Origin of the sequence: Cryobacterium sp. 10I1, from assembly GCF_035019805.1 — a bacterium.
Classification (GTDB): domain Bacteria; phylum Actinomycetota; class Actinomycetes; order Actinomycetales; family Microbacteriaceae; genus Cryobacterium; species Cryobacterium glucosi.
This window is the reverse complement of sequence record NZ_JASJVF010000281.1, coordinates 1-3,963: the sequence shown is the minus strand read 5'-3', so window position 1 is coordinate 3,963 and position 3,963 is coordinate 1. Positions and strand designations below refer to the sequence as shown.

At 69.8% G+C, this 3,963-nt stretch carries 4 protein-coding genes and 1 pseudogene; 4 read left to right on the top strand and 1 reads right to left on the bottom strand.

The genetic code is table 11. The annotated features are described in order from the left end of the window. From QN345_RS16495 to QN345_RS16480, 4 genes are all read left to right on the top strand, one after another. The coding region (locus QN345_RS16495; protein WP_323508898.1) for a uroporphyrinogen-III C-methyltransferase at positions 1-554 on the top strand (554 nt) is incomplete at its 5' end. Next, a complete protein-coding gene (locus QN345_RS16490) occupies positions 551-1,954 on the top strand; it encodes an FAD-dependent oxidoreductase (RefSeq protein ID WP_323508897.1) in 1,404 nt (467 codons plus the stop codon). The genes QN345_RS16495 and QN345_RS16490, both read left to right, overlap by 4 nt. After that, the gene (gene fdxA / locus QN345_RS16485; protein WP_134447557.1) at positions 1,951-2,268 is read left to right on the top strand and encodes a ferredoxin; all 318 of its coding nucleotides are present in this window, start codon (positions 1,951-1,953) and stop codon (positions 2,266-2,268) included. Before QN345_RS16490 ends, fdxA begins: the two co-directional genes overlap by 4 nt. Positions 2,269-2,300: 32 nt before the next feature. Further along, positions 2,301-2,690 (top strand): four-helix bundle copper-binding protein, encoded by a 390-nt coding sequence (locus QN345_RS16480; protein ID WP_323508896.1) that lies wholly within the window; start codon positions 2,301-2,303, stop codon positions 2,688-2,690. Positions 2,691-2,733: 43 nt separating this feature from the next. Here the strand turns inward: QN345_RS16480 and QN345_RS16475 are convergent. Continuing rightward, positions 2,734-3,897, bottom strand: a pseudogene (locus QN345_RS16475) (AAA family ATPase); the annotation flags it as partial. Positions 3,898-3,963: the final 66 nt, after the last annotated feature.

Sequence of the window (3,963 nt, the reverse complement as noted above, 5' to 3'; positions counted from 1 at the left end):
AGCACGTACGGGTCGTGCGCCTCAAGGGCGGCGACCCGTACGTGCTCGGTCGCGGCGGCGAGGAAGCAGCGTACTGCCGCAGCAACGGTATCCCCGTCGAGGTCATCCCCGGCGTCACGAGCGCCATCTCGGTGCCTGCTGCGGCCGGCATCCCGGTCACCCATCGCGGGGTGGCGAACGGGTTCACCGTCGTGACGGGCCACGAGCTGCTTCCGTCCCTGCCAGGGGGCAGCGACCACACCGTCCTGCTCCTGATGGGCGTCTCCGGCCTCGCCGCCTCCGCGGCGATGCTCGCGGACGGACCCCGCGGCGGAGACTGCCCGGTCGCCATCATCGAGGACGGCTACGGCTCGAACCAGCGGGTCACCTTCGGAAGTCTCGCAACCATCGCCGGACTCGCCGCCGAACGCGGCGTCCGCTCCCCCGCCGTCGTCGTGGTGGGGGACGTCGTCACCCTGAGCCCGCTCCACCCCCGGTACAGCAACCAGCTCGCGTCCGACGAACCCCGTTCCGGCCGGCTCATCCCAGAACCATCCCGAAAGGCTTTTTCATGACCCCCCATACTCTCCGCGTCGCCATCATCGGCGCCGGTCCCGCGGGAATCTACGCCGGCAACATCCTCGGCAAGGCCGTGCGCGACGCCGGCGGCACGATCGGCATCGACCTCTTCGATACCCTCCCCGCTCCATACGGCCTGATTCGATACGGCGTCGCCCCCGACCACCCGCGGATCAAGGGCATCGTCACAAGCCTGCACGAGATGCTCGATGCCGGCACCATCCGGTTCCTCGGCAACGTCGGCTACGGGACCGATCTGGGCCTGGACGACCTGCGGGCCCACTACCACGCAGTCATCTTCGCGACCGGGGCGATCCGCGACGCGAAGCTGCCGATCCCCGGCACCGAGCTGCCCGGCTGCTTCGGGGCCGCCGACTTCGTCTCCTGGTTCGACGGACACCCGGACGCCCCGCGCGACTGGCCGCTCGACGCCCACCAGGTCGCCGTGATCGGCAACGGCAACGTCGCCCTCGACGTCGCCAGGATGCTCGCAAAGCATGCGGACGACCTGCTGCCCACCGACATCCCCGAGAACGTCTATTCCGGCCTGGCCGCCTCGGCAGTCACCGACGTGCACATCTTCGGTCGACGCGGGCCTGCCCAGGTGAAGTTCACCCCGATCGAGCTCCGGGAGCTCGGCGCGGTGCCGGACGTCGACGTGATCGTCTACGAGGAGGACTTCCCGAGGGACGAGGCCTCCGAGCAGTTCCTCGCCGCGTCCAACAACCAGGTCAAGGTGATGAGCCGCACCCTGAACGGATGGCTCACGAAAGAACCGAGCGGGGCCTCGCGCCGCCTGCACCTGCATTTCCTGCATTCTCCCCTCGAGGTCTACGGCACCGAGAGTGTCGAAGGCATGCGCTTCGAGCGCACCGCGCCCGATCCCGCCAACCCCGGCGGTGTCACCGGGATAGGTGAGATCCTCGACTACCCGCTCCAGGCGGTCTACCGCGCCGTCGGTTACCGCGGCAGCCCCCTCGCCGAGGTGCCTTTCGACGAGACGCGCGGCGTGATCCCGAACGACGGCGGTCGGGTCCTCGACCCGGCCGCGCGGCCCATTCCCGGCCTGTACGCCACCGGCTGGATCAAGCGTGGCCCCGTCGGCCTGATCGGCCACACCAAGAGCGACGCGCTCGAGACCGTCACGCGGCTCGTCGAAGACCTCGGCAACGGCCTCCTGCCGGAGCCGGTCGAAGACGACGCGGACGCGATCCTGGCCGTGCTCTCCGCCCGCGGCATCCGCTTCACCGAATGGGACGGCTGGCTCGTGCTCGATGCCCACGAACGTGCCCTCGGAGCCGCGGACGGCTCGGCGGCCGATCGTGAGCGGGTCAAGGTCGTTCCGCGGGACGAGCAGGTCAACATCAGCCGGTCCGTGGAACTCGTCGCCTCGTGACGTACGTCATCGCGCTGCCGTGCGTGGATGTCAAGGACCGCGCCTGCGTCGACGAGTGCCCGGTCGACTGCATCTATGAAGGCGAACGGTCCCTGTACATTCACCCCGACGAATGTGTCGACTGCGGTGCCTGCGAGCCGGTCTGCCCGGTCGAGGCGGTCTACTACGAAGACGACCTTCCCGAGCAGTGGAGCGAGTACTACCGCGCGAACGTGGACTTCTTCGAGGAGATCGGGTCGCCGGGAGGCGCGGCCAAGACCGGTGTGCTGACGTTCGACCACCCGCTGATCGCGGCGCTGCCCCCGCAGGCCTGACCGGGCGCCACCGACCGGGCTACAGTGGTGGCATGTTCGGTGGCGGGTTCGGTGGGAGCGAGTTCAACGCGCTCTCGGCACGGACCGCGGCGTGCGTCGCCGCCTGCGACGCGCTCATCGCCGCGAGCGAGGACTGCGCTGACACCTGCCTGGCCCAGTCCGGCGACGGCGATGTCACCGCGTGCTTCCTCGCCGACCTCGACTGCATCGAAATCTGCACCACGACGAGCCGGGTGCTGTCCTGGCACACCCGGACAGACGGGACGACCGCCGCCTCCATGCTCGACACCTGCATGGAGGCGTGCCGCTCCTCGTCCATCGCCTGCGAGCGGATGCTGCAGCACCGGCCGGACTGGACGAGCTGCGCCCCCGAGTGCCGCAGGGTCACCGACGCCTGTGCGGAGGTACTCGCCCTGCTGTGACCCGGCCGTGACGCGGGGGCCATTGTCCCGGCCTGTCCGCGGTTCAGGACGCCCGTTCCTCCTCGCGCACGATCCGCTGGCCGACGACCGCCGATACCCCGTCCTGGCGCATCGAGACACCGTAGAGGGCGTCGGCGATTTCCATCGTGCGTTTCTGATGCGTGATGATGATGAGCTGGCTGGCCTCGCGGAGGCCCTGGAAGATCGTGAGCAGCCGGCCGAGGTTGGCGTCGTCGAGGGCAGCCTCGACCTCGTCCATGATGTAGAACGGGCTCGGGCGGGCCTTGAAGATCGCGATCAGCAGCGCGACTGCGGCGAGGGAACGCTCCCCGCCGGACAGCAGTGAGAGCCGCTCGATCTTCTTTCCTGCCGGCTTGACGCTGATCTCGATGCCGGTCGTGAGCAGGTCGTCGGGATCGGTCAGGCGGATGCTGCCAGACCCGCCGGGGAACAGGACGGGGAAGACCTCGGCGAAGGCCAGGCGGGTGTCCTCGAAGGCGCTTCCGAAGATGGCGCCCATCGTGACGTCGAGGTCGTCGATGATCGTCAGCAGGTCGGCCCGGGTGTTGGTCAGGTCGGTGAGCTGCTCGGTGAGGAATTTGTGCCGCTGCTCGAGCGCGGCGAATTCCTCGAGGGCGAGCGGGTTGATCCTGCCGAGTTGGGCGAACCGGCGCTCGGCGGAGGCGTGGCGGCGCTGCTGCTGCTCGCGGTCGTAGGCCACCGGCTCGCCATCCGGGTCGTCATCGGGCGGTACCGGCTGGTCCGGACCGTATTCCGCGACGAGGATATCTTCGACGAGGCCCAGTTCGCTGCCGGCGCGTTCGAGGAGGCCGGAGAGGTGCAGCTTCTTCTCGTAGATCTGCAGTTCGAGGCCGTGCACGCTCTCGGTCACGGCCTGCAGTCGGCTGCGGAGGGCACCGTCCTCGCGGCGCAGGGCCGCGAGTTCCTCATTCTGGCTCAGGCGCTCGGCCTCGGCGGTGGCGAGGCGGAGGCGTGCCTCGCTGACGGAGACGTCGACCGCGGCGAGCACGGCGGGGAGCGCTTCGGCGACGCGGGTCGCGGCATCCACCTGGCGACGGCGGATGACCGCACGCCGGGCGGCGGCCTCGGCTGCGGCCTGGTCGCGCTCGAACTGCCTCGCGAGGCCTGCGGCGCGGGCCTCACCCGAGCGCACGCGCTCGCGCGCGGTCTCGACGCGGAGCCCCGCGCGATGCGCAGCCTGCGTGATCCGTTCAGGAGTTTCGGGGTGGTGCGCTCGGCCTTGGTCATCGAC

Bases quoted from the DNA above. Each gene is read 5' to 3' on its own strand.
- QN345_RS16490 (WP_323508897.1), top strand. From the start codon at position 551: ATGACCCCCCATACTCTCCGCGTCGCCATCATCGGCGCCGGTCCCGCG.
- QN345_RS16480 (WP_323508896.1), top strand. From the start codon at position 2,301: ATGTTCGGTGGCGGGTTCGGTGGGAGCGAGTTCAACGCGCTCTCGGCA.